Genomic DNA, 24,411 nt, shown 5'->3' on the forward strand with positions numbered 1-24,411 from the left:
CACGAAGCGTCTGCACGCCTCCCTGGGCTACAGGACACCGGAACAGGTCGAGAACGAGTATTATCAAAAGCAGATGGCACAAGCCGTCTCATAGCAGAGACGGAACAAAAATCAGGCCACTTCACACACTTGCGGACAAATGACAGCGGTACACATTGTGTGACAGCTCAACTGTCAGCAGCAATGACCGCACCTATCGCAGATCCTTGATATTCCGGGATTTGATGAGCACACTGATTGTCACGCTTTGTTTATCTCGCTGATTTGTAGAGAAGTATGACAATTTGTCTGTCACACTTTGCCAGTGACGCACGAACGTGAGTTTGTGTGACAAGATATCACGGCACACTTGGCCTGAAACAGCGGTGTTGCGCCAAGTGTGACACAAGAATACCCCCAACAACGCGAAAAGCCCCGCACGTGGCGAGGCTTTCCGAGAAGATGCGCAGACGGCACAGCCCGTCGCGCGATCAGCCAAAGCGGCCGGAGACGTAGCGCTCGGCCTCTTCGTTCTGCGGGTTGTTGAACATCGTGGTGGTGTCCGCGAAGTACTCGAGGTGACCCGGCTGACCGACCGCCTTCAGGTTGAAGAACGCGGTGTAATCAGCGATACGCGCGGCCTGCTGCATGTTGTGGGTCACGATCACGATCGTGTAGTCGCCCTTGAGCTCCTGGATCAGGTCCTCGACCGCGAGGGTCGAGATCGGGTCCAGAGCCGAGCACGGCTCGTCCATGAGCAGCACCTGCGGGTGCACGGCAACCGCGCGCGCGATGCACAGACGCTGCTGCTGGCCACCGGACAGACCGATGCCCGGGTTGTCAAGACGGTCCTTGACCTCGTTCCAGAGGTTGGCGCCGCGCAGCGCCCACTCGACCAGATCGTCCGCGTCGGACTTCGAGATCTTGCGGTTGTTCAGGCGCACGCCGGCGAGCACGTTCTCGCGAATCGACATCGTCGGGAACGGGTTCGGGCGCTGGAACACCATGCCGACGTCGCGACGCACGGACACCGGGTCCACGTCCTTGTCGTACAGGTTCTTGCCTTCGAGCAGCACCTCGCCCTTGACGTGGGCGCCGGGGATGATCTCGTGCATGCGGTCGAGGGTGCGCAGCACGGTCGACTTGCCGCAGCCGGACGGTCCGATGAACGCGGTCACCTTGTTCGGTTCGATGTTGATGTTCACGTCTTCCACGGCGAGGAAGTTGCCGTAGTAGATGTTCAGATGGTTGACATCAATGCGTTGTCCCATGTGAATTCCTTATTTGATATTTACCGAAGTTCTTGCATCGCGGGCGGCGTCAGCGTTCGGACTTGACGGCGAAGACCTTCGCCACGAGTCGGCCGATGCCGTTGAGGATGAGGACGATCAGGATCAGCACGAGTGCGGCGGCCCACGAACGCTCCATAGGAATCGTGGTGACGCAGGCGGCGGTCGCGTTGGCCGGGCAGTTCGCGTTGAGCTTGGAGTACTCCTGGAAGACGTACACCGGGAGCGTGGTCATCTTGCCGTCGAACAGGTTGAAGTTCGTGGACGCGATGTAGCCGGCGGTCATGAGCAGCGGCGCGGTTTCGCCGATCACTCGCGCGATGGCGAGGATGCAGCCGGAGACGATGCCCGGCAGGGCGGTGCGCAGCACGATCTTGGTGATCGTGCGCTGCTTGGTGACGCCGAGCGCGTACGAGGCCTCGCGCAGGTCGCCGGGGACGATCTTGAGCATTTCCTCGCTGGACTTGACGACGGTCGGCAGCATCAGCAGGGAGAGCGAGACGGAGCCCGCGAAGCCGTTGACCGAACCCGGTCCGATGAGGATGGTGAACATCGAGAACGCGAACAGGCCGGCGACGATGGACGGGATGCCGCTCATGACGTCGACGAGCAACGTGATGGTCTGCGCGAGCTTGCCGCCGTGCGCGTATTCGACGAGGTAGACGGCGCACAGCAGACCGATCGGGATGGAGATGACCATGGCGCCGAACGTGATCTCGAGCGTGCCGATGATCGCGTGGAACACGCCGCCGTAGCCGCCGGACGGGGTCGGGTTGCCACCGACCACGCCGGTCATGTTGAAGCTCAGGAAGTTGAGGTTCAGTCGCTTGAGACCGTTGACAAGCGTCGTCCACAGCACGGAGACCAGCGGGATGAGCGCGATCACGAACGCGAGCGAGATGAGCACGCGCATGATGAGATCCTTGCGCTTGCGGGACGCGACGAACGAACGGGACGGCTTGAACTTGTCGAAGTCGATGACGGGCGCGCCTTCGAGCGACGCCTTGGGGTCCTGGGTCAGGTCAGCCATCATCCCACCTTCTTTTCAGTGATCTTGCGGGCGACGTAGTTCACCACGAACGTGATGAGGAACAGCACCAGACCGGTGCCGATCAGCACCGACACGCCGAGGTCGTTGGCCTCAGGGTACTGCGCGGCGATGTTCGCGGCGATCGTCTGGTTCTGCGAGGCCTGCAGCAGCTTGAACGAGTAGTTGAGGCCCGGGGACAGGATCATCAACACGGCCATCGTCTCGCCGAGTGCACGGCCGAGGCCCAGCATGGAGGCGGATACGACGCCGGACTTGCCGAACGGGAGCACGGCCAGCTTGACCATTTCCCACTTGGTCGCGCCGAGCGCGAGGGCGGCCTCCTGCTGCAGGCGCGGGGTCTGCAGGAAGATGTCGCGCGACAGGGAGGTGATGATCGGCAGGATCATGACGGCGAGCACCACGGCCACGGTCGCGACGGTACGCGACGGGTTCGCGGCCGGGCCAGCGAACAGCGGAATCCAGCCAAGGTAGGTGGCCACCCAGTTCCAGAACGGGTAGATGGCCGGCACGAGGATCAGACCGCCCCACAGACCGTAGATAACGGACGGGATGGCGGCGAGCAGGTCGACCACGTAGCTTAAGGCAGTGGCGAGCTTCTTCGGCGCGTAGTGCGAGATGAACAGTGCGATGCCGATCGACACCGGGAACGACAGCAGCAGCGCGAGCGCCGAGACGAGCACCGTGCCGAAGAGCAGCGGGCCGACGTACTGCCAGAAGCCGTTGGCCTTGCCGCCGGTGAAGTCGGCGATGGTCTTGCTGTTGTCGGCCTGATTGCCGCCGATCAGCGGCCACGCGCGGAAGAGCAGGAAGAGGAACACGGCGGCGAGCACCACGAGGATCAAGATGCCGCAGGCGTACGCGATGACGCGGAACACCTTATCGGCGGTCTTGCCGCTCGCAGCAGGCATCGTGACCGCTGCTTTGTCTTGCGAACTCACAGGTTCTCCTTATTATTTGGGCGATATGCGAGTGAATCGCATTCGGAGCCTGACCGCCTGTAGGCCGCAGCCGCGTGATGCGACTGCGGCCTACAGGATTTCACTTCAGTCAGCGTCCGGATGACCGGTTCACTTGGTCTTGATGGCCTCGATGGAGGCGGCGTCCTTCTGGGCGATGGAGTCCGGCAGCGGAGCGGAGCCGGCGGCCTGGGAAGCGGCCTTCTGGCCGTCGGAGCTGGTGACGTAGGTCAGCCAAGCCTTGGTGAACTCAGCGGTCTTGGTGTCCTTGTACTCCGGGCAGGCGATCATGTAGGAGACCAGCACGATCGGGTAGGCGCCCTCGGTGGTGGTGGCGTGGTTGATCTTGACGACCACGCGGTTGTCGCCCTTGACGGAGGAGTCGAGCTGGGAATCGTCGATGACCTTGGTCGCGCCGTCAGCGGAGATCTCGCTGTACTTGTCGCCGACCTTGACGGCCACGGTGCCGAGGTCGCCAACCGCGGAGAAGTCAGCATAGCCGATGGTGCCGTCGGCCTGCTTGACGGTGTTCACGACGCCCGAGGTGCCCTTGGCACCCTGACCAACCTCGTTCGGCCAGTTCTCGGACAGGTCGTAGGACCATGCGTCAGCGGCCTGATCCTTGAAGTAGCTCACGAAGTTCTGCGTGGTGCCGGACTTGTCGGAGCGGTGCACGACGGTGATCGCGGTGTCCGGCAGGTCGAGGTCCTTGTTCTGGTCGGCGATGGCCGGATCGTTCCACTTGGTGATCTTGCCGTCGAAGATCTTGGCGATGGTGGCGGCATCCATGTTGATGTGCTTGCCCGCGTCGGAGATGCCCTTGAGGTTGAAGATCACGGCGATCGGGGAGATATAGACCGGGATGTCGAACGCGGTGCCGGAGGCGCACACGGAGGAGGACTGGTCCACTTCGTCATCGGCGAGGGCCTTGTCGGAGCCGGCCCATGCGGTGGCACCGGTCAGGAAGGTCTTGACGCCGGCGCCGGAGCCGGACGGATCGTACGCGATCTTGGCGTCCGGGTTCGTGCCCTGGAAGCCGGCGACCCACGCCTCGACGGCGGCCTGCTGCGAAGAGGCGCCGGCGCCGTTGAAGTTGCCCGAGATCGGCTCGGACTTGGAGGTGGTGTCGGAGGAAGAGTTGTTGGAAGAGCCGTTGTTGGTGGAGGCGGTGGTGTTGTCACCGCAGGCCGCGAGGGAAGCCAGCATCGCGATGCCCGAAATGGCCGCGATGGAGCGGAAAAGCACATTCTTACGCATGTCTATTTCTCTCTATTCTGTCAATCAATCTTTTTGACAATTCAAGACTATGAGAGATTTTGGGGGTCACCGTCCAAAATCGGTGAACGTAAGATGAACAGTTGCCAATCAATACGACTACGCCCCGGCTACGTCGTTTTTGACATAGCCGGGCGCGGCCTCCGCCACTCGCTCCGTGGATGAACAGTCCAGCGGACTGTTCATAGCCGTGCGCACCAGCGCACGCGCTGGCGCCAGAAGCTGGAATCGCGTTTCGCGCGATGCCGTACTGTTGGCGGCGCTGATGCGCCGCCAGTACCCCACCCGCCCGGTCGGGCACCCTCCCCTGAGAGGGGAGGGAAAGATCTTACGTTTGCGCGCGAAGTATGAGCCGACAGCCGCCACATCAACACCTCCCTCCCCTTTCAGGGGAGGGTGTCAGCGAAGCTGACGGGTGGGGTACTCGCGGCACCGCCGCCACAAACACCGCATCGGCCATAGGCCGATTCCGTCATCCTGCCGCTATCACAATCACCAGCGCACGCGCTGAACACTGCGTGACGAGCTTCGCTCGGCATCTCCGTGGATGAACAGTCCGGTGGACTGTTCATAGCCGTGCGCACCAGCGCACGCGCTAAGCACTGCGTGACGAGCTTCGCTCGTCACTCCGTTGGAGCGTCGATCTTGTATCCCAGTCCGCGCACGGTCGTCAGGTACTTCGGATGCGCCGGATCGACCTCGATCTTGGCACGCACGCGCTTGACATGCACGTCGAGCGTCTTGGTGTCCCCCACGTAATCCGATCCCCAGATCCGGTCGATCAGTTGATGACGCGTCATCACGCGGCCCTTGTTCTGCATCAGGTATTCGAGCAGTTCGAATTCCTTGAGCGGGAAGAACACGTTCTCACCGCGCACGCTCACCTGGTGCTGGCCGATGTGCATCACGATGTCGCCGCAGGTCAGCGGCATGTCGCCGTCCGCGCTGCCTGCGACCTCGGCGACCATCTGGTTGCGTCGCAGCACCGCGCGGATGCGGGCGAGCAGCTCGCGGAACGAGTACGGCTTGGTCACGTAATCATCCGCACCGATCTCGAGGCCCACGACCTTGTCGATTTCCGCGCTCTTGGCGGTGAGCATGATGATCGGCACGCGGCTCTGCTCGCGGATGCGACGGCACAGCGCGGTGCCGTCCAGCCCCGGCAGCATCAGATCAAGCAGGATCAGATCGAATCCGCCCTGCGTGAACAGTTCCAGCCCCTCCTCGCCGGTCGCGGCCGCGGACACGTCGTAGCCTTCGCGCGTGAGCTGGTACACCAACGGTTCTCGATACGATTCCTCGTCCTCGACGATCAGAATGCGGGTCATCTGTTCTTGTTCCTGTTCCTCTATTGATTTCGTCTCATCTCGTCCCGAACAGGCGACGATCTCACTGCTGAGGTTTATCGTAGCCGCTCGGTGAACCGAATATGACGAACTTCCTAAACTACGTAACCGATTGCGCCGACTATATCAACGTAGTCATGCGGCGGGTTTCGCATCCTTGCGATCGTCGTCTGCCGCAGCATCGTCCGCGGCCGGCAGTTCGATCGTGAACGTCGACCCCTCGCCTTCGCGCGACCATACGGAGATCGTGCCACCGCATTCCTGCACGCAATGCTTGGTGATCGCCAATCCCAGCCCGGAACCGCCGGTCTCGCGCGAACGCGCCGGGTCGACGCGATAGAACCGCTCGAACACGCGGCCCAGCGACTCGGCAGGGATGCCGATGCCCTGATCGACCACGCGAATCGTGACCTTGTCGCGTTTTTGCGCGACGCCCACCGCGACAACCGTATGGGCCGGCGAATAGTGAATCGCGTTCTCGACGAGGTTCTTGACGGCGGTTTTGAGCGACTCATCGTCGGCCATCACGGTCACCTCGTCGCCGGCATCCGCATCGCCGGACACGACGAGCGGCACCGACGTGCCGTTGTCGGTCAGCCGGATGTCGATGTGCTTGGCATCGGCCTGCGGCTGGTTCTCGCCGATCGCGTCGCGCACGACCGTCATCACCGACACCGGTTTCATCTCGACCACGCCCTCCATCGACTGCGCCTTCTGCAGGTCGATCAGCCGGCGCACAAGTTCGGTCAGCCGGTTCGATTCCTTCGCCACGCGGCCGGAGAAGTAGCGCACCGCATCCGGATCGTCGGCCGCGTCGGTGATCGTCTCGGCCAGCAGCGAGATCGCGCCCACCGGGGTCTTCAGCTCATGCGAGACGTTGGTGACGAAATCGCGGCGCATCGCCTCAAAACGACGTTGCTCGCTCATGTCGGTGAGAAACACCGCGTACAGACCGTCCACAATGCGACCGGCCCGCACGCGCAGATAGAGCAGGTCCGAGGGGACTTCCTGCCCGGGCCGCACGCCGCGGCCATCCGACGGGGCTGCGGCGCGGTGCTCGCGGTCGGCGGGAATCGCCACCTCACGTTCGCGCGCGCGGCCGTCCTCGATGGTCAGGGAGAGGAAATCCTTGATCTCGTCGGAGTCGAGACGACCGTGGTCGACGAGCGCGAACTGCTTCGCGCCGGGACTGAAGTAGCGCACGTTGCACTTCGCGTCGCAGATGATGACCGACTCGGGGGCAACCTCGATCAGGCCGCGCTCGGCGTCGCGCACCGGCATGTCCTCGCCGAACAGGGACTGACGGGCGGGGTCGCGCAACAGGTCCGCGACCCGCGCGTCGCCTCGCCGGCGGCCGGCCTCATAGGCGAGCACGGCGGCGACGGTCGCGGCCGCGGCCATCGCCAGCAGCACGATGAGCAGGATCTGCCACCACGTCATGGAACAACCTTTCCGCGCGAAACGAGTGTACGGCTTCCAGCGTAGTGGGTGACATGCGTAGTTTGCACGCGCGACTACGTAAGTTCAACGGCTGTTCATGTTGCGCCGATCACAGGCGCTTGAGAATATTGACGGCGAGCGCGGCGGCGGTGTTCGCGTATTCGGAGATGTCGAACTCCTTGAACACCTCATAATCGGTGTCGGCATTGTCGCTCAAAGCGCGGATCACGAGCGCGGGCACGCCGTTGCGGGCGGCCACGTGAGCCACGGCCGCGCCTTCCATCTCGACCGCGTCGGCGCCGGTGTCGTGGATGACCTGCTCGACCTTCTTCGGGTCGTCGACGAAATAGTTGCCGGACGCGATGATGCCGGTGATGTGCGTGATGCCCATGTCCTTCAGCGCCGCGTCGGCGAGCGCGAGCAGACGGTCGTCGGAGTGGAATTCCTCGACCGGCGCGCTTTCCGTGCCGGGCGTCCACTGGCCGACCAGGCGCATGTCGGTGTCGAGGTAGCGCAGCGTGCCGCCGAGCACCACGTCGTTGATGTGCAGGTGGGTGTTGAGGTTGCCGGCGATGCCGGAGAAGATGATGGCGTCCGGCCGGTACGCGTCGATGAGCCGCTGCGTGGTGGCGGCCGCGTTGACAAGGCCCATGCCGCCGACGGTTGCGGCGACGGTGATCCGCTTGCCGTCGTTGGTGTCGATGGTGCCGCGCGACACGTCGAGACTGGCGGCGACATCGTGTTCGACGTTGCTGAGCGCGCCGGCGATGTGCGCGACTTCCTCGGTGAGCGCGCCGATGATGGCGATGGTGGTCATGATGGGTCCTTTCAATCCATATCCAACGGTCCGAGTCCAATAATGTCATTTCGACCGAGCGCCAGCGAGCGGAGAAATCTTATGCAACACATCGGGCATGAAAGATTTCTCGACTCGCCTTCGGCTCGCTCGAAATGACATATGACGAGCACGTCACTTCCAGCGACGGGTGGAAACGGCGTCGGCCAGCTCGTGCAGCAGACGTTCCGTCTCCTCCCAGCTGATGCATTTGTCGGTGATCGACTTGCCGTAGACGAGCTGGTCGAGCGGCGCGGCGGGCTGGTTGCCGCCTTCGATGAAGCTTTCCATCATCACGCCGGTGATGCCGGTCTCGCCGTCGGCGATGCGCCGCGCGATGTCGCGCACGACCTCGGCTTGACGGTGCTCGTCCTTGCCGGAGTTGCCGTGCGAGCAGTCGATGATCAGCCCGTGCGCGGCGGCCGAATCGGCCGGCATCATCGCGCGGATGTCGTCCATCGCACGGGCGACGGATGCCGCGTCGTAGTTCGGACCGTGAATCGAGCCGCGCAACACGACGTGGCAGTCCGGGTTGCCGAGTGTCTCCACCGCGCACGCGCGACCCATGTGGTCGATGCCGAAGAACGTGTGCTGCTGCGCGGACGCGAAGCAGCCGTTCACCGCGGCCTTGACCGAGCCGTCGGTCGCGTTCTTGAAGCCGATCGGCATGGACATGCCGGACGCCAGCTGGCGGTGCACCTGCGACTCGGTGTTGCGCGCGCCGATCGCGCCCCAGCTCACCGCGTCGGCGATGAACTGCGGGCTGGTCGGCTCGAGGAATTCGGTCGCGGCGGCCAACCCCTCCCTCAGCACGCCGAGCAGCGTCTTGCGGGCGAGCAGCAGACCCTTGCGGATATTGTGCGTGCCGTCGATGTCCGGGTCGTTGATCAGGCCCTTCCAACCGACCGTGGTGCGAGGCTTCTCGAAGTACACGCGCATGACGATGAGCAGTTCGCCCTCGACCTCCTTCATCACACGCGCAAGCCGGTTCGCGTAGTCGAGCGCGGCGGCCGGATCGTGCACGGAGCATGGGCCGACGATCACGAGCAGACGGTCGTCCTGACCGTAGAGGCATGCGCGGATTTCGTCGCGCGAGTAGGCGACGATCTCCTGCGCGGCCTTGTCGAGCGGCAGTTCGGCCAGCACCTGCGCGGGCGTGGGCAACGGTTCGAGTTCGAGGATGCGACGGTTGACGATGCGGCTGACGCCGACCTGATCCTCCCAGCGCGGCACGTCGGTGGCGACGAGCGGGTTCTTGCCCTCGTCCATCGCCTGACGGATGGCGCGCAGTTCCTCGGGGGTGTTCAGCGGCTGCGGGCCGGCGTGATGCGCGGCATCCCCCATGTTGTTCTGCTGCTGCATGATGCTCCTTGTAATTCCTTGATCTTCACCAAGGATAAGGAATCACGGGAACAAACATGGCGTCACCGTCATTGCCCGGGCCATGTATCTACGAGTTTGACGATCGAGAGGCTGATTTCGGCGTTTGCCGAGGTCGGTTTGACGATCGAGAGGCTGCCATCGGGAATTTCAACGCCAAAACCAAGGACATCGGGGGTATTTGGAGGAGATTATCGTCCATTGACGCCCGATGGCAGCCTCTCGATCGTCAAACCGATCGCGGCATAAGCAATGTTCAGCCTCTCGACCGGCAAACCGCGCTTCGATTCGCCGGATAGGCCAATGATCAGGCGGCGCGGCGCGTGGCGACCGCGTCGGCGAGCGTGTGCAGAAGCTGCTCGGTGCGATCCCACGGCACGCACGAGTCAGTGACCGACTGGCCGTACACGAGCTGGTCGAGCGGCGCCGGCTTCTGATGCCCGGCCACAAGGAAGCTTTCCATCATCACGCCGAGAATGCCCTGCTCGCCGGCCGCGATACGCGAGGCGATGTTCTCCACAACCTCGGCTTCGACCTTCTCGTCCTTGCCGCAGTTGCCATGCGCCGCGTCGATGACGAGGCCATGCTCGCTCGGGCCGGACGCCTTCGACTGCTTGAGGTCGGCGAGCGCCTGCGCCACGGAGGCGGCGTCGTAGTTCGGGCCGGTGTTCGAGCCGCGCAGTACGAGATGGCAGTCGGGATTGCCCTTGGTTTCGGCGGAAATGACCCGGCCGTCGAGGTTGATGGACAGGAAGTGGTGCTCGAACGCGGCCGCATAGCACGAGTCGGCGGCCGGCTTGATCGAGCCGTCGGTCGCGTTCTTGAAACCGACCGGCATGGACAGGCCGGACGCGAGCTCGCGGTGCACCTGCGATTCGGTGTTGCGCGCGCCGATCGCACCCCAGCTGATGAGATCGCAGATGTACTGCGGGGTGATCGGGTCAAGCCATTCGGTCGCGGTCGGCAGACCCAGCGACAGCACGTCGGTGAGCACCTTGCGGGCGAGCCACATGCCCTTGCGAATATCGAACTTGCCGTTAAGATCGGGGTCGTTGATCAGCCCCTTCCAGCCGATCGTGGTGCGCGGCTTCTCGAAATACACGCGCATGACGATCAGCAGACGGTCGTTCAGTTCGCGGTTGACCGCGGCGAGTTTGGTCGCGTATTCGTGCGCGGCCTTGGGATCGTGGATGGAGCACGGGCCGACGATGACGAGCAGACGGTCGTCGCGGCCATGCAGGATGTCGCGGATCTGCTGGCGCGATTGCAGGACGAGATCGCTCATCTCGTCGGTGAGCGGGAGTTCCTTGAGGAAATAGCGCGGGGCCGGAATCGGGTCGAGCTGACGGATGTTCACGTCGACCGTTTCGGGAAACACGGCGTTCTTGCTTAAGCGACGCTCGTCCTCGGAACTGTCCGGACCGCGAAGACCTGCCATCGTGATGCTCTCCTCTGCTTTTTCTCCTGCGTACAGCGATACCGAACATAGGATAGTCGAGGGGTGCGGATTGGGGTAGTTCGGGACTGGAATGTGGATATGTGGGGTGTGGGGCGGAGAATGGCAGCGTCTTTGGTGTTGTAGGTTCTTGGGGTGGTGACAGGGATGCGAGTATGCGACCTTCGCGATTTTGTGGAGGTGGTTGGGTGTACGCTCCCTCAGTCTCGCTGTGCTCGACAGCTCCCTCAGCCGAGGGAGCCGAGGGCTTTTGGCGCTTTGCTTCGTATGGCCTGAATATGCGTGTGGCGGTTCTCGCTCGCTGAGTGGGTACTCGGCGAGCGGAAACCGCCATGTGGATGGTGACGCCACACGGCCCGTTGCTAGGGAATGCTCCGAGATGGCATCTCGGAGTGTTATCGGCAACGAGTTGTGGAGCCAAGCCTTGCTGGGCTTACGCAATTACGGACTCGCCTGCGGCGAGGCTGGTTTCTGCCCTCGGCGTTCCGGACGGCTTGTCAGCCGTCCGCCAGGCCTACGAACAGTCCACTGGACTGTTCGTTACACGGCCTGTCGCCTCGGGCGCTCTCGCCTGATCGAGCCCGCTGGGCTCGATCAGGCGAGAGCGCCCATCGGGTCCCAAGCCGGCAGCATCGTCGCCGGCTCATCCAGCGCGGCCTGGTATTCGGCCGGGAGCATCGCCTTCGGGACGGCGACCTCGTAGACGTACTCGGTGAACCAGTCGTCGCTCATAGTGAAGTAGCCCTTGTCGGCGATGTCCTTGCCCCACGAGTTCTCGACGCGCCAGCGGCGGGTGGTCTTGCCGTCCTCGGCCACGTCAACGCCGACGAACGCCATCGCGTGGTTCATCGCGGAATCGCAGTAGCGCACGCGATCTTCCTTGTTCAGGTCGAAGTCGAAGTCGTACACCTTGTCGTACTCGAACAGGTCGGTCGCCCACGCACCGTTGACGCGGTCCATGAACGGGCCGCAGTCCGCGCCGAACCACACCGGGATGCCCTGCTCCTCGAGGATCTGACGCACGCAGTCCTTCATGAACTGGTTCGGCACGTTCAGGTACTCGGTCGGATCGCCGCCCGCCACGTTGCCGAGGTGCTCGATGCCGATCTTCTTGCCCTTGGCGTGCTCCTGGCGCGGATCGTCCACGAGGCACACGTAGCTCTCGAGATCGGCGGAGCCGACGTACTTCTTCCAAAACTCGACCGGCGTGAGCTCGCCGTCGCGGTGGAACTCGCCGTCCTTGTCGGTCCACTCCCAGTCGAAGGAGACCGGCGGCTCGCCGAGGTGGATGGTCAGGATGCGGTGGCCCGCGGCGGTCGCCTCGGCCACGATCTCGGCGGTCTTCGCCTCATCGCCGGCGGCGGCGAACAGGCGCGCGACGGCGGTGTGCAGCATGTGGCGCAGCTGCGTGTTCATCGGGCCGGTGTTCTTGGAGGACTCGGTCTCCGGGAACAGGTCCTTCGGCACCGCACCGTACTTCTTGTACACGTTCATGGCCATCGTCCACTGGCCGCCGTCGCCCATCACGTCGTCGAGCAGGTGCTTGATGAGGCGGGAGTCGTTCGGCTCGCCCGCGGCCACGAGCGCGGCCACGTCCTTGAGGAAGTAGTTGACGCGCTCGAGCTTGTCATAGTACATCGCGTAGTTCTGCGAGAACTCGAACTCCTTCAAGTTCATGTTCTTCTTGGCAACGAAACGCGCGACGTTCAGCGAGCTGAACAGCCAGCAGCGGCCGGAGCGGTCCTGGTGCGTGACCTCGCCGTTGTCGACGATCGTCGAGAAACGACGCTGCAGCAGACGGGCGCGGTCGTAGTTGCGCGCGACCTTGTCGATGCCGGCCGCGGTCACGGCGTTCATGGCGAGACGGTTGGTGCCGTCCGCATCGAATTCGTCACGCAGCTTGCCCAGTGCGTCGGCGCTCAGCGCGGTGATTTCGCTCATGCGATCTCCTTAGTAGATATACAAGACCTGCGTTGCGGCAGGCCCGGACATGCCACGGCACCCCGTTGCGCGAGAGCGGCGCAAGGCCGCAGCGCAAGACACGAGGTGCCGTGACGACAAACAGCGTCCAGTCTACTCGGGGTTCGTTACCGTTCACGCCGCGCGGCAGACACATGACAGACACACAGCATGACCGATGACGACCGTTACGACACGTACCCGAGACTCGCGCGATACGCACGTAATACGAAAGAGGCCGGGCGACTGCGCAAATGCAGTCACCCGGCCTATCAGGATGGATTCAGTCAGACGGAACCGTTCGACGGAACGTCACTTCGCGGCGGCCGCGGCCTTGCCGTCGTCGGCCGCATCCGCGTCGGCGGCCTTGTCGCTGTCGCCGGACTGATCGTCGACCGGCGCGGCCATGAAGTTGCCGAACGCGTTGGCGAACATCGCCTTGAGTTCGGTGACGCGCTGGGTGATCGCGGACTCGCGCTGCTGCAGTTCGGCGATGTGCGTGGTCAGACCGTCGATCTCGGTCTGGGCGGCCTGACGGCGCTCCTCGATCTGCGCTGCCGCGTCGGCATCGGCCTTGCGCAGGATCTCGGCAGCCTGCGACTGGGCTTCCTTGCGTTTGGCGGCGGCGTACTGGTCGGCGTCCTCGCGGATGGTCTTGGCCTTGCCGATCAGCTCATCGGTCTCCTTCTTGGTGGCCGCACGGCGGTCCTCAAGGCTGATGAGCAGCGCGTTGACCTTCTTCGTGGCCTCGTCCTGCTGGGCGGCGATGTCGGAGCGGATCTGCTCGACCTCGGCGTTCACCTGGCTCATGGTCTTGGTGCGGTGCACTTCGGCCTCGTCGAGGATGCCCTGCGCCTTGGCGTTCGCCGCGTCCACGATCTCGGCGGCCTTGCGCTGAGCGTCGGAACGCATCTTGGACACCTGCTCGCGCACGTCGGCCAGCTTCTTGTTGGCTTCGGCCAGCGCGGCCTCGATCTGGTCGTTGTTCTCGGACTTCAGGCGCGTGATCTCCTCGGTGGCGGCCTTGCGCTGCGCCGCGATCTGCGCGGTGGCCTGAGCCTTGAGCTCGCTCAGCTCGCGCTCCTGCTTGGCCTTCTCTGCGGCCAGACGCTTGTCGTGCTCCTCGCGGGAGTTGTTGAGCTCGAGTTCGGTGGTCTGACGCTGTTCGGACACGATCTTCGCGGTTTCGCCGCGCAGCTGCGCGGCCTCTTCCTGCGCCGCGGTGGTGGTGCTCTGCGCCTTGGTCTGCGCGTCGTGCAGCATGGCCTTCGCCTTGGCCTGGGCGTCGCCGACGATGTGCTGCGCGTCCAGACGCGCGTTGTTGATGAGCGTCTCGGCCTGTGCCTGAGCCGCGTCCTTGGTGGCCTTCACGTCCTGCTTGGCGCGGGCGAGCAGCTCGGAGCTGGTCTGTTCGGCCGAGGCCAGCATCTGCTGGGCATTCGCGCCGAGCGACGCATACGAATTCTTCTGTTCGGGCTTCTTGTTGCGCTCCTCCTGCAGCTGCGACTGCAGGCTCATGATCTGCTGATCATACTGCTGGATCTGCTCGCGGTACGAAACGAGCGTGCTCTGCGCCGCTTCGAACGCCTCATCCACCTTATCCTTGTCGTATCCGTGAAACACGACCGGGAACCGATCCACCATGCCAACGTCCTTTCACCATCAGTTCAGACACCCCAGTCCCGAGCGGGACCATCCACGCCAGAACTTTAGCGCATTCGAGCTGAATACATGCTGGATAACTCGCATTCTCACAGAAGTCACAATCTCTGTTCGATCAAGTCGCCAAAATCGGCCTTCGCGCGGCCCGAATGGCATGGATTATTGCGCGCGATGGTATCTTTCGACTCAGCTATTTCCGTTATTTCTGCGTATTGCGAAGACTGGCTTGCGTATTGCGAATCATGTTCTCCGCAGTGGCCTGCGCATCCTCGATGATGTCCCTCGCATTGGCGCGTGCTTCGGCGCGAGTCATCTCGGCCTGTGCTCGAGCCTCGCTCAGGATACGATCCGCTTCGGCTTTCGCATGATTGACCAGTTCATTTGTCTGACGTTCACTCTCAGCTCTGATCGAAGATGCCTGCGCACGTATCTCATCTAACCGCTTGTTGGCTTCGGCCAACGCGGTATCGATCTGCGCCTGCGCCTTATCCCGCGTCGCCTTCGCGTCCTGCTTGGCGCGGGCGAGCAGCTCGGAGCTGGTCTGTTCCGCTGATGACAGCATCTGCTGGGCGTTCATACCGAGCGACGCAAACGAATCTTTCTGTTCGGACCGCTTGCTGCGTTCCTCCTGCAGCTGCGCCCGCAGACTCAAGATCTCCTGATCATGCCGCTGGACCTGTTCGCGGTACGTAGCAAGCCTGCTCTGCCATAGTACAACCGCCTTGTCCACCGCATCTTTGTCGTATCCGTGAAACACGACCGGGAACTGATCACCCATGTCACAATCCTTCCGACGCCATGTCAGACGTCTATCCCAGGCATCCCCATTCGAAAACCCACTTGAGAAAATTGTAGAACGGTCAAGCGATCAGGATGTCGCCGGAGGACGGGTCGATGCGGTAGCGCGCGGTTTCGCGCACCACATCGCCGCACGCCTCGATCAGATGGTCGAGCGGCAGGCCGTGCACGAGTCCGCTCGCGACCGCATGGTCCTCGGCGGCGCGCGGCAGCGAGACGAATCCGCTGAGCACATGATCCTGCGCGGCGGTCCAGTCGAGCAGCCGGTAGAACAGCACGTTGCACACGAACGTGCCCGCGTCCGAACTGAGCGATGCGGGAATGCCGTCGCGCGCGAAGTCGCGCAGGATCGACCGCAGCGGCAGACGCGTCCAGTACGCGGCCGGACCGTCGTCGCGAATCGGACCGGTGGGCGGGGTCATGCCGTCCGCGTCCGGCCGGCCGTTGCTGATCTGGTTCGTGGCGCACCGCTCGAGCATCACGCCGCGCGCCGTGTGCTTGAGCCCGGTCGCGACGACGACGTCGGGTCGCACCGATTCCAGCGCCTCGTGCAACACGTCCCACGCCCGCGTGTAGCTGACCGGCAGCGCGACCGGATGGATCGCGATCCGCGCATCGTCAAGGTCGACGCCGCGTTCGGCAAGCGCGCGCGGCACCTCGACGCACGGGTTCACGCTCACGCCGTCGTAATGGTCGAATCCGGAAATCACCACGTTGATCTGCTGCATGTTGCCTATCCTAACGGCTTGGTTCGGCTGGGTGTGGCTGAATTGAGCTGGTTCGCGCCGGCTAGTACTTTATCGGACTTAATGTGATGGGTTTGACGCTCCCCCAGTCGGCTTCGCCGACAGCCCCCTCAGCCGAGGGGGCCGAGAATAAAGACGCGTCAATTTAGATCCGACAAAGCACTAGCGGTGCATGGAACGCGCGACCTCGGCGAAGATCGCGTGCATGCGGGCCTTGGCTTCCTCGCGGGTCATCGCGGTGTGTTCGGACGGTCCGAACGACGCCGGAATCGCATGGCCGGCCGGCATGCCGGGAACGTGCGCGGACGGACCGTCAGCCGGACCGCCGAGCCGTTCGGCCGCGATCCTCTCGGCGGTCGGGATGTCGGCCAGCGTCGTGATCTTCAGATTCGACTCGCTGCCGTCGACCACGGCGACCGCAGCGTCGGGCAGATAGTCGACGACGACGCGCGTATCGTCGGTCGGGTGGAACAACGGATCGGCCGACGCGAGTTCGTATGCGCGGCGGATCGTGTCGAAGCGGAACGCCTGCGGGGTCTGCGCACGGAACGTGTGCGGGCGGTCCGGCACCTGACGCACGACCTTGCGGCCGTCGCGGAATTCGGTGAGTAGCACGGTGTCGGTGCTCGCGAACGCGACCGTGGCCGCATCGAGTTCGTCGAGTGCGTCGATGCAGCCGTCGATTGACCGCTGTTCGACGAACGGACGGACCGCATCGTGGATGAGGATCTTCGCGTCGGCCGGAATGCCCGCGTCGGCGAGCGCGCCCAACGCGGCCTCGGTGCTGTCGACGCGCTCGGCACCGCCGTTGATGATCATGCGGACCTTCGGATAGCCGGCCTGGTCGATGAGCTCCTCGACGGTGGCGCGAACGGTCGGATTGACCACGACGATGATGTCGGTGATGCGCGGGTTCTGCTCGAACGCCTCGATGCTCCAGCACACGATCGGCTTGCCGCCGACCGAGACGAGCTGCTTGGGGTTGTTCGGATCGAACCGCGTGCCGAAACCGGCCGCCAGCACGACCGCGACCACGGGTACGTTGGATGCTCTCTTGCTCTGACTCATAGGCACCACCGTAATTCGTGCAGGGACAAGTGTGGCGCATACCACACCGCTTCACACGGCTTCTGCACGGAATACGCGCGGATGCGCTGTGTTCTGCCCCTTGCCTAGTACTCTGTCGGACTTCATGCGATGGGTTTGACGCTCCCTCAGTCAGCCTACGGCTGACAGCTCCCTCAGCCGAGGGAGCCGAGAATAACAATGCGTCAATGTAAACCCGACAAAGTACTAGTCAGGGGGGCATCATCCTCAATGCCGCCGCAACATCTGGGGTTGATCTGCTCCCCCTTGTCAGGGGGAGCTGTCGGCGAAGCCGACTGAGGGGGCGCCGAAGCCGCCACGCCAAGTCAGCCCGACCGCTACCGATCCACACTCGCCCCTACTGCATCATGATGAGCGCGAGCAGACGCCCCTCGCGCGACTTGCCCGCGAGCGCGGCGCGACGATGCGAGTACCACAGCGGGTTCTCAAGCGTGCACATGCTATGGCTCACGTTCGCGATGCGCTCGGCGAGGTCGGCCGGGCCTTCGCCGTCCGACGCGCACAGCGCGGCGAGTTCGGCATCGGCCTCGAGATACTGCGTGGCCGCATGGATGCGCGGCATGGAGTCGACGACCTTGGTCACGCCGGCGAACGCGAGGTCGATCATCGCAGCCTCGGCGATGTCGATGCCCGCGCCGCCGAACCGGGTGACCGTCTTGGTAAGCGGGAACCGGTTCTGGAATTCATCGGCGATCTCGTCACCGACCTCGTAGCAGTCGCCGCAGATGCGCGGGCCCAGCGTGGCGATGATGCGCTCGCGCTGCGCTCCTTTGGCGACCATCAGATCAACCGTTTCACCGATCACGCCCTTGACCAGACCGCGGCGGCCGCAGTGCGCCGCGCCGATCACGCCGGCGACCGGATCGGCGAACAGGACCGGCAGGCAGTCGGCGGCGAACATGCCGAGCGCGACGCCCTTGCGGCTGGCCACTTGGCCGTCCGCCTCGACCACGGTCGCAGGCTGCGCATCAGCCGCAGCCACACCAACCGTACCGGACACGTCGAATCCGAACGGCGTGTTGAGATGCCACGATTCGTCCACGTCGACCGCCGTCGCGGAATGCACCTGGCTGACCAGCGACAGTCCGCAGCCGAGCTGCTTGGCGAGCGCCACGCGGTTCTCTTCGATCGCGGCCGGGTCGTCGCCGGACTTGCCGCCCAAGTTGCAGTCGCCGAAGTCGCCGGTGCTCACGCCGCCCAGTCGCGTCGTGTACACCACCGTCACGCCGGGGGCGAGCGCGATCGGGATCGTCACCGGGATCGGGTTGCCGGCCTCGTCGGTCGGGCTGATCGCGTTGCTGTCGAGGATCTCGTCGTCGTACTGCGGTTCGTTCGTCTCATTGCTCATGGCTCCCATCCTAGCGGGGCGTCGGGGCCATTGCCCGCGCGGCGAAATGCCGTACCGGTTGCCGTCTACACTGATCTGGTGCTTATTGACGAATCGACTGCTTCCATGACCTCCCTGACCGGCGACTTAGGCGCGCCCCGACTGCCGCGCCGCCGCAAGCCCGAAGTGCTCGCGCCCGCCGGCAACCTGCGCGGATTGAAGACCGCGGTGGACTTCGGCGCGGACGCCGTCTACTGCGGCGGCAAGGCGTTCGGCATGCGCTCGGCGCCGAAGAACCTGAGCCTCGCGGATTTCGAGGAGGGCGCGCGCTACGCCCACGAACGCGGGGCGCGCGTGTACGTGACGCTCAACGTGCTGCCGCGCAACGCCGAGGTCGAGGCGATGCGCGAATACATCGGCCAGCTCAAGGACACCGGCATCGACGCGATGATCGTCACCGACATCGGCGTGATGATGATGGCGCACCAGATCGCGCCCGACGTGGAGCTGCACGTCTCCACGCAGGCTGGCGTGACCAACTACGGCGCGGCGCAGGCGCTGTACGAGTTCGGCGCGCGCCGCGTGGTGCTCGCCCGCGAGATGGACCTGCAGGCCGTGCGTGACATCCGCGCCCGCATCCCTGACGACATGGACATCGAATGCTTCGTGCACGGCGCGATGTGCATGGCGTTCTCCGGCCGCTGCCTGTTCTCCAACTATCTGACCGGCCGCGACGGCAACCACGGCGAATGCGCGCAGCCGTGCCGCTGGAAGTATTCGATCGTCGAGGAGAAGCGGCCCGGCCAGTACTTCCCGATCGAGCAGACCGCGGAGGGTGCGTATCTGTTCAATTCGCAGGACATGTGCATGCTCGACCACATCGACGACCTGATCGATTCGGGCGCGACGAGTCTGAAGATCGAGGGGCGGTCGAAGTCGGCGTATTACATCGCGGCGATGACGAACGCGTACAAGATCGCGGTGAACGAGTACATGGTGCAGCGCGGGTTCGAGGATGCATCCGGCGCGGTGTTGCGGCCGTTCCATGACCGGGTGATTCGCGAGGGCGACCCGGATTACGCCGAGTCGATTGCCGTGGTGCCGGATGCGATCGAGCGCAACGCGGACAAGGCGTTCGCGGGGATGCCCGGCGGCGACATGGGACTCGAGTTCGGCGGGGATGCGGACGCGGCGGACGCGAGCGGTGCCGGCGCCGAGAAGATCTCTCCGCTCGCTTCGCTCGGTCGAGATGACAAGAGTGGTAATGCGACTGGTCAAGACGACAAGAGCACGGACGTATCCGGCCAAAACGGCAAGGGATCAAATGACGCGGCTGTGGTTGATGACGCTGCGGCGCGCTCGGCGGGCGGCTCGCAGCTGGACGACCTGAGCTATCGCGCCCGCAGCGCGCGGCGCAAGTCGAACACGGCCGAGGAGGTGCTGCCCGAAGGCTGGCACCATGCGAAGGTTCGCCCGGCGGAGCCGGTCCGGCTACCCGAATGGCTGCTTGAGGAGCCGGACAAGGTCGCGCACCGCGACTATTCGACCGGGTTCTACTACCCGGAGCACAAGGTGGGCCAGAATACCGATCGTTCCGCATATTTCCGCGCGTGGATGGTGGTGGGCGAAGTGCTCGACTGGACGCCGGACGAGGGCGGCCGTGTGACGCTGATGAGCCGCAACAAGATCGTGGCCGGTCAGGAGATCGAGTTCCTGCTGCCGGGCGAACGCCCGTTCGCCTACACCGTGCCGGCGGGCGGGTTCCGCGACGCGGACGGCCATTGGGTCGAGGCGATCAACAATCCGGCGCACGTGTTCTCGATGCCGTGCCCGCATCCGGTGCCACACAACGCCGCGATCCGCTCGCGCACGAAGAAACCCACCCTCAAGGCGGAATAAGCGATCGGTTTGACGATCGAGAGGCTAAATCCACGTTCTGCCGAGGTCGGTTTGACGATCGAGAGGCTCGATCAGAGCGCCATCCAAACGACAATACCCCCTAATTCGGAGATTATAGGCTCGGTCGGGGGCGTTTCCCGATGGTTATAGCCTCTCGATCGTCAAACCGACCTCGGCACAAGCGAAAATCAGCCTCTCAATCGTCAAACTTGCCGCAATCAGAGCATGGCGAGCGCGAAATCGGCGAGGAGCTTGACGCCGTAAAGGGTGATGACGCCGCCGCACACGCGGTTGAGCACGGCGATGATCTTCGGGCTGAACTTGTGCGCGAACGCGTTGATGACCAGCGTGAGGGTCAGGAACCACAGCACGGACGCGGTTTCCACGCCGGTGATGAACGGGGTGGACTGCTGCGCGCTCAGGGTGGCGCTGAACGCGCCGAGCATCAGCGTGCCGTCGATGATGGCCTGCGGGTTGAACCACGTGACCGCGCACGCGGTGCCGATCGTGTCGAGCAGACCGCGCACGCCGAGACGCTTGGCCGGTGCCGCAGCAACTCCCGCAGCGCTTCGAGCCTCGGCATTGCCCGGCACCGAAGCGGAAGACGCATCGGCGGAGGTCTTCTTCGGGAACACCAGCCCCAGTCCGATCTTCACCACAACCAGACCACCGACACCCAGCACAACGGTCTGCAGCGCCGGATGCGCCTGCATGAGCGCGCCCACGCCGAAGAAGCACGACAGTGACAACGCCATGTCGAAGCAGATGACGATCAGCGCGGTGATGAGCGCATTGCGGCGCGTGCGGGTGAGCGCCGAATTGATGACGAACAGGTTCTGCATGCCGATCGGCGCGATGTACGCCAATCCCATCGTCAGTCCTTGCAGATAGAACCCCATGCCCGTCACTCCTCGCAATCATCACGCATGTCGCACGCGGTCAGCCAATCCGGTTTGGCTGGTTCATATCCACCCAACCAAATCAACCAAACCAGATCAGTACAACCGCTGATTTCATAACAACCACCCTGTATTCTACGAACGAGACTACAATCGGCAACCAGCCAAACACTCGACCTGCATCCCAACCAAATCAACCGAATCGAGCACAACCCATGCCCCGCACCACACCGCTTGTCATCGACTGGCAGCCCGACCGCACCGCCTCGCAGCCCGTCACCGAGCAGATCGTGGACTACATGTGCCGCCAGATCTCGTCCGGCGCATGGCCGATCGGCTCGCGTCTGCCGTCGCAACGAACGTTGGCGGAGCAGTTCCATGTGAACCGCTCCACCGTGATCGCCGCGATCAACGAACTGGCCGATTACGGCATCGTCGAGGGGCTGCACGGCGCGGGCACGCGCATCGTGAGCAACACCTGGTCGCTGATGCTGCCCGGCGCGCCCGACTGGGCCGATTACGTCTCGTCCGGCTTCTTCAAGGCGAACAATGCGACGATCCAGACCATCAACCGCATGGAGTTCGCGCCCGGCATCACGCGGCTTGGCACGGGTGAGCTCGACCCGCGCCTGTTCCCGCGCGACATGTGGCGGCGTGTGGCGCACGAGGCCGCGGACGAGATCGACGCGATCGGCTACCCCGCGCCGGAGGGCATGCCGGTGCTGCGCGAGGCGATCGCCGCGCATATGCGCGCGACCGGCATCGATTGCGAGCCGGAGCAGATTCTCGTGACGTCGGGCGCACTGCAAGCGTTGCAAATGATTTCAGTAAGTCTGTTGTCGGCCGGATCGACGGTGATCGCAGAGGCACCGAGCTACATCAAATCGCTGCAGGTATTCCAGTCGGCGGGGATGCGGCTCGCCGGCGTGCCGATGGACGGCGACGGACTGAATGTAGCCGCACTGCGCGGGATGCTGGATGACACGTCGGCGGTTCGCAGCGCCGGCGAATCCGCGTCGACGGTCGCGTTGGCACCGCGAGCCGGCCGTCGGGGCACGCGGTCCGGCGACGCGGTGCTGTACACGATCCCGACGAACCACAATCCGACCGGCGTCACGATGAGCGAGACGCGGCGGCGCGAGCTGATCGACTGCTGCGTGGCGAACCGGTTGCCGATCATCGAGGACGGCGCGTATCAGGACCTGTATTTCGGCGACGAACCGGCACCAGCACCGTTGAAATCATTGGATAAAACCGGCATGGTGATCACGTTGGGCAGTGCATCGAAGTCGCTCGCGCCGGGGTTGCGCATCGGCTGGATCGTGGCCGATCGCTCGATCGTGCACCGGCTGGCCGATGTGAAGATGCAGATGGATTACGGCGCGAGCGTACTCAGCCAGTGGGTGTACGCGCGGTTCCTGACCAGCGGTTTGTACGACGAGTATGTGGATGGACTGAAGCGCGAGCTGCGGCGACGGCGCGACGCGGCGATCGAGACGCTGGACCGACTGTTCGGCGGGATGGCACGATGGACGGCGCCCGATGGCGGTTTTTACATCTGGCTGACGTTCGACCGGCCGGTCAAGATCGGCCGGCTGTTCCAGATCGCGCTGGATCGTGGGGTGCTGCTCAATCCCGGCGATATCTACGATTTCGAAGGCGACAATTCACTGCGCCTGAGCTACTCGTACACCACGCCCGAGGAGTTCGCGCGGGCGGCGGCGACGTTGGCCGCCACCGCCCGCGAAGTGGGTGCGTGACCGGCGTGATCAACCGAGCTTGGCGAGGTCCTCGTCGTCGAGCTGGAGTTCGCCTGCCTTGAGGGAATCGAGGATGGTTTCGGGGCGGTGCGCGCCGGGGATCACGAACATGTGGTCGCCCTTGGCGAGCTCCCACGCGAGCACGACCTGCTGGTAGCTGACGCCGTGCTTGGCCGCGACCTCGCGGAACGGGTCGAACTTGGACTCGTCGTAGGGGTGGCGGTAGCCGCCGAGCGGGCTCCAGCACACGAACGCGAGGCCGAGCTTGGCGCAGTAGTCGAGCGTGTCCTGCGTGTCGAGGTGGATCGGCGAATACTGGTTCTGCACGGCGATGAGCTTGTCGCCGAGGATGCCGCGCGCGATGTCGAGCTGTTCGATGGTCACGTTGGAGACGCCCGCGTACTGGGCGACGCCCTCGTCGACGAGCTGCTTCAACGCCTCGATAGACTCGTTGTACGGCACCTCCGGATCGTGGCGGTGCATGTACAGCAGGTCGATCGTGTCGACGCCGAGCGCCATCGCGGACTCCTTGCCGTAGCGCAGCAGATGCTCGGGCTTGCCGTCGCGAGGCCAGACCGGCTTGCCGTCCTCCCACGCGCGGCGCAGGCCGATCTTGGTGGCGACGAGTACTTCGTCCTTCGGGCCGTTCCACGTGTCGAGGGCCTCGCGGACGAGCTTCTCGCCGGTTTGCTCCTCCTCGCCGGGCGTGTAGTACGCCCATGCGGTGTCGATGTGACGACAGCCCGCGTCGAGCGAGGCATGCAGCGTTTCGATGCCGACATCGTGTCCGCGGTTGTTTTCGATGGTCAGCGGCATTTCGCCGTGGCCGATGGCGGTGGTGTCGAACGGTCCGAGATTGCGGTGCAGCATAACGGTTCTCCTTTGAGATAGATGCCGGGGTACGTGCCGTACAGTTCCATCTCCCAGCGTAGGGATGCGGCTGGATGAAGGTATCGTCCGCGCGATGCGCGGACGATACTGTGTTGATAGCGGCGCGACCGCGCCGCAGTACCCCAACCCGCCCGCTACCGCGGGCACCCTCCCCTAAGAGGGGAGGGAAGGGTCCAATCCTTTTCCTTTCAAGGCCTTCGCCTATAAACGCTGACAGCGTTTATAGGCGGGGTGCGAGCCGACAGGCGAACCAGCAACAGCGCGGACGAAGTCCGTCCATAATTGCAGGACGGGTGCCCGGCGCAGGCCGGGCGGGTTGGGGTACTCGCGACGCGAAAGCGCCGCGTAACAACACA

General features: G+C 64.0%; 19 protein-coding genes. 2 read left to right on the forward strand and 17 right to left on the reverse strand.

What is annotated here, in order from left to right:
- Positions 1-470 precede the first annotated feature (470 nt).
- The 15 genes from pstB to AC1A0G_RS10555 form a co-directional block, all read right to left on the reverse strand.
- Positions 471-1,250, reverse strand: coding sequence for a phosphate ABC transporter ATP-binding protein PstB (pstB, locus tag AC1A0G_RS10485; protein WP_152359196.1), 780 nt, complete (start codon positions 1,248-1,250; stop codon positions 471-473).
- 49 nt (positions 1,251-1,299) lie between these two features.
- Positions 1,300-2,298 (reverse strand): phosphate ABC transporter permease PstA, encoded by a 999-nt coding sequence (gene pstA / locus AC1A0G_RS10490; protein WP_476529555.1) that lies wholly within the window; start codon positions 2,296-2,298, stop codon positions 1,300-1,302.
- Positions 2,298-3,257: a phosphate ABC transporter permease subunit PstC gene (gene pstC, locus AC1A0G_RS10495; protein WP_476529556.1), complete on the reverse strand. Its 960-nt coding sequence runs from the start codon at positions 3,255-3,257 to the stop codon at positions 2,298-2,300. Before pstC ends, pstA begins: the two co-directional genes overlap by 1 nt.
- A gap of 129 nt (positions 3,258-3,386) precedes the next feature.
- On the reverse strand, positions 3,387-4,532 hold the full coding sequence (locus AC1A0G_RS10500; protein WP_476529557.1) for a phosphate ABC transporter substrate-binding protein PstS: 1,146 nt from the start codon (positions 4,530-4,532) through the stop codon (positions 3,387-3,389).
- Positions 4,533-5,173: 641 nt separating this feature from the next.
- The gene (locus AC1A0G_RS10505; protein WP_476529558.1) at positions 5,174-5,878 is read right to left on the reverse strand and encodes a response regulator transcription factor; all 705 of its coding nucleotides are present in this window, start codon (positions 5,876-5,878) and stop codon (positions 5,174-5,176) included.
- Positions 5,879-6,031: 153 nt separating this feature from the next.
- Positions 6,032-7,336, reverse strand: coding sequence for a sensor histidine kinase (locus AC1A0G_RS10510; RefSeq protein ID WP_476529559.1), 1,305 nt, complete (start codon positions 7,334-7,336; stop codon positions 6,032-6,034).
- Positions 7,337-7,445: 109 nt separating this feature from the next.
- A complete protein-coding gene (gene mtnN, locus AC1A0G_RS10515; RefSeq protein WP_476529561.1) occupies positions 7,446-8,153 on the reverse strand; it encodes a 5'-methylthioadenosine/S-adenosylhomocysteine nucleosidase in 708 nt (235 codons plus the stop codon).
- Between the two features lie 153 nt (positions 8,154-8,306).
- The gene (locus tag AC1A0G_RS10520; RefSeq protein ID WP_476529563.1) at positions 8,307-9,533 is read right to left on the reverse strand and encodes a 3-deoxy-7-phosphoheptulonate synthase; all 1,227 of its coding nucleotides are present in this window, start codon (positions 9,531-9,533) and stop codon (positions 8,307-8,309) included.
- Between the two features lie 325 nt (positions 9,534-9,858).
- Positions 9,859-10,989 carry a 3-deoxy-7-phosphoheptulonate synthase gene (locus tag AC1A0G_RS10525; protein WP_476529564.1) on the reverse strand — a complete coding sequence of 377 codons (1,131 nt, stop codon included), beginning with the start codon at positions 10,987-10,989 and terminating at the stop codon, positions 9,859-9,861.
- Positions 10,990-11,601: 612 nt separating this feature from the next.
- Positions 11,602-12,948 carry a C1 family peptidase gene (locus AC1A0G_RS10530; RefSeq protein WP_476529566.1) on the reverse strand — a complete coding sequence of 449 codons (1,347 nt, stop codon included), beginning with the start codon at positions 12,946-12,948 and terminating at the stop codon, positions 11,602-11,604.
- Between the two features lie 330 nt (positions 12,949-13,278).
- Positions 13,279-14,610 carry a cell division protein gene (locus AC1A0G_RS10535; RefSeq protein ID WP_476529568.1) on the reverse strand — a complete coding sequence of 444 codons (1,332 nt, stop codon included), beginning with the start codon at positions 14,608-14,610 and terminating at the stop codon, positions 13,279-13,281.
- 217 nt (positions 14,611-14,827) lie between these two features.
- Complete coding sequence (locus tag AC1A0G_RS10540) at positions 14,828-15,406, reverse strand: hypothetical protein (protein ID WP_476529570.1); 579 nt, start codon at positions 15,404-15,406, stop codon at positions 14,828-14,830.
- An 82-nt stretch (positions 15,407-15,488) separates the two neighbouring features.
- Entirely contained in the window at positions 15,489-16,154 is a 666-nt protein-coding gene (locus AC1A0G_RS10545; protein WP_476529571.1) for a pyroglutamyl-peptidase I, read from the reverse strand.
- Positions 16,155-16,334: 180 nt separating this feature from the next.
- Entirely contained in the window at positions 16,335-17,240 is a 906-nt protein-coding gene (locus AC1A0G_RS10550) for an IspD/TarI family cytidylyltransferase (RefSeq protein ID WP_476529573.1), read from the reverse strand.
- A gap of 376 nt (positions 17,241-17,616) precedes the next feature.
- Complete coding sequence (locus AC1A0G_RS10555; protein ID WP_476529575.1) at positions 17,617-18,627, reverse strand: purine nucleoside phosphorylase YfiH/LACC1 family protein; 1,011 nt, start codon at positions 18,625-18,627, stop codon at positions 17,617-17,619.
- 105 nt (positions 18,628-18,732) lie between these two features.
- Between AC1A0G_RS10555 and AC1A0G_RS10560 the strand changes: the two genes are divergently transcribed.
- The gene (locus AC1A0G_RS10560; protein WP_476529577.1) at positions 18,733-20,505 is read left to right on the forward strand and encodes a peptidase U32 family protein; all 1,773 of its coding nucleotides are present in this window, start codon (positions 18,733-18,735) and stop codon (positions 20,503-20,505) included.
- A 218-nt stretch (positions 20,506-20,723) separates the two neighbouring features.
- On the opposite strand, the gene AC1A0G_RS10565 is transcribed toward AC1A0G_RS10560, so the two are convergent.
- On the reverse strand, positions 20,724-21,404 hold the full coding sequence (locus AC1A0G_RS10565) for a LysE/ArgO family amino acid transporter (RefSeq protein WP_476529579.1): 681 nt from the start codon (positions 21,402-21,404) through the stop codon (positions 20,724-20,726).
- Between the two features lie 215 nt (positions 21,405-21,619).
- On the opposite strand from AC1A0G_RS10565, the gene AC1A0G_RS10570 reads away from it, so the two are divergent.
- A complete protein-coding gene (locus tag AC1A0G_RS10570) occupies positions 21,620-23,164 on the forward strand; it encodes an aminotransferase-like domain-containing protein (protein WP_476529581.1) in 1,545 nt (514 codons plus the stop codon).
- Between the two features lie 9 nt (positions 23,165-23,173).
- On the opposite strand, the gene AC1A0G_RS10575 is transcribed toward AC1A0G_RS10570, so the two are convergent.
- Positions 23,174-24,034, reverse strand: a complete 861-nt coding sequence (locus tag AC1A0G_RS10575; protein WP_476529582.1) for an aldo/keto reductase — start codon at positions 24,032-24,034, stop codon at positions 23,174-23,176.
- Positions 24,035-24,411 lie beyond the last annotated feature (377 nt).

The sequence above is a fragment of the Bifidobacterium sp. LH_230 genome, assembly GCF_056357555.1.

What these genes read in the sequence shown, in the direction of transcription:
- mtnN (WP_476529561.1), bottom strand. Translation starts at nt 8,153, where the DNA reads ATGACCACCATCGCCATCATCGGCGCGCTCACCGAGGAAGTCGCGCAC.
- pstB (WP_152359196.1), bottom strand. Translation starts at nt 1,250, where the DNA reads ATGGGACAACGCATTGATGTCAACCATCTGAACATCTACTACGGCAAC.
- AC1A0G_RS10525 (WP_476529564.1), bottom strand. Translation starts at nt 10,989, where the DNA reads ATGGCAGGTCTTCGCGGTCCGGACAGTTCCGAGGACGAGCGTCGCTTA.
- AC1A0G_RS10570 (WP_476529581.1), top strand. Translation starts at nt 21,620, where the DNA reads ATGCCCCGCACCACACCGCTTGTCATCGACTGGCAGCCCGACCGCACC.
- AC1A0G_RS10540 (WP_476529570.1), bottom strand. Translation starts at nt 15,406, where the DNA reads ATGGGTGATCAGTTCCCGGTCGTGTTTCACGGATACGACAAAGATGCG.
- AC1A0G_RS10505 (WP_476529558.1), bottom strand. Translation starts at nt 5,878, where the DNA reads ATGACCCGCATTCTGATCGTCGAGGACGAGGAATCGTATCGAGAACCG.
- AC1A0G_RS10575 (WP_476529582.1), bottom strand. Translation starts at nt 24,034, where the DNA reads ATGCTGCACCGCAATCTCGGACCGTTCGACACCACCGCCATCGGCCAC.
- AC1A0G_RS10510 (WP_476529559.1), bottom strand. Translation starts at nt 7,336, where the DNA reads ATGACGTGGTGGCAGATCCTGCTCATCGTGCTGCTGGCGATGGCCGCG.
- AC1A0G_RS10555 (WP_476529575.1), bottom strand. Translation starts at nt 18,627, where the DNA reads ATGAGCAATGAGACGAACGAACCGCAGTACGACGACGAGATCCTCGAC.
- AC1A0G_RS10535 (WP_476529568.1), bottom strand. Translation starts at nt 14,610, where the DNA reads ATGGTGGATCGGTTCCCGGTCGTGTTTCACGGATACGACAAGGATAAG.
- AC1A0G_RS10550 (WP_476529573.1), bottom strand. Translation starts at nt 17,240, where the DNA reads ATGAGTCAGAGCAAGAGAGCATCCAACGTACCCGTGGTCGCGGTCGTG.
- AC1A0G_RS10530 (WP_476529566.1), bottom strand. Translation starts at nt 12,948, where the DNA reads ATGAGCGAAATCACCGCGCTGAGCGCCGACGCACTGGGCAAGCTGCGT.
- AC1A0G_RS10565 (WP_476529579.1), bottom strand. Translation starts at nt 21,404, where the DNA reads ATGGGGTTCTATCTGCAAGGACTGACGATGGGATTGGCGTACATCGCG.
- AC1A0G_RS10545 (WP_476529571.1), bottom strand. Translation starts at nt 16,154, where the DNA reads ATGCAGCAGATCAACGTGGTGATTTCCGGATTCGACCATTACGACGGC.
- AC1A0G_RS10500 (WP_476529557.1), bottom strand. Translation starts at nt 4,532, where the DNA reads ATGCGTAAGAATGTGCTTTTCCGCTCCATCGCGGCCATTTCGGGCATC.
- AC1A0G_RS10560 (WP_476529577.1), top strand. Translation starts at nt 18,733, where the DNA reads ATGACCTCCCTGACCGGCGACTTAGGCGCGCCCCGACTGCCGCGCCGC.
- pstA (WP_476529555.1), bottom strand. Translation starts at nt 2,298, where the DNA reads ATGGCTGACCTGACCCAGGACCCCAAGGCGTCGCTCGAAGGCGCGCCC.
- AC1A0G_RS10520 (WP_476529563.1), bottom strand. Translation starts at nt 9,533, where the DNA reads ATGCAGCAGCAGAACAACATGGGGGATGCCGCGCATCACGCCGGCCCG.